Genomic DNA, 629 nt, shown 5'->3' with positions numbered 1-629 from the left:
GAGTGGGAAGCGAAAATCATCGAACTGGCTGGCTTCCTGGATTCTTACATCCCAGAACCAGAGCGTGCGATTGACAAGCCATTCCTGCTGCCAATCGAAGACGTATTCTCCATCTCCGGTCGTGGTACCGTTGTTACCGGTCGTGTAGAGCGCGGTATCATCAAAGTTGGTGAAGAAGTTGAAATCGTTGGTATCAAAGAGACTGCGAAGTCTACCTGTACTGGCGTTGAAATGTTCCGCAAACTGCTGGACGAAGGCCGTGCTGGTGAGAACGTTGGTGTTCTGCTGCGTGGTATCAAACGTGAAGAAATCGAACGTGGTCAGGTTCTGGCGAAGCCAGGCTCAATCAAGCCACACACCAAGTTCGAATCTGAAGTGTACATTCTGTCCAAAGACGAAGGCGGCCGTCATACTCCGTTCTTCAAAGGCTACCGTCCACAGTTCTACTTCCGTACAACTGACGTGACCGGTACCATCGAACTGCCAGAAGGCGTAGAGATGGTAATGCCAGGCGACAACATCAAGATGGTTGTGACTCTGATCCACCCAATCGCGATGGACGACGGTCTGCGTTTCGCAATCCGTGAAGGCGGCCGTACCGTTGGCGCGGGCGTTGTTGCTAAAGTTCT

At 52.1% G+C, this 629-nt stretch carries 1 protein-coding gene; it reads left to right on the top strand.

Annotated features, from left to right (window positions below; all coding sequences use genetic code 11):
* On the top strand, positions 1–629 hold a 629-nt coding region (locus tag AC2FAJ_RS23505; RefSeq protein WP_252050832.1), incomplete at both ends, for an EF-Tu C-terminal domain-related protein.

Source organism: Enterobacter cloacae complex sp. 385G4 (genome assembly GCF_057320665.1).
Note: the sequence above shows the minus strand (reverse complement) of the source record. Positions and strands in the feature narration are given on the sequence as shown.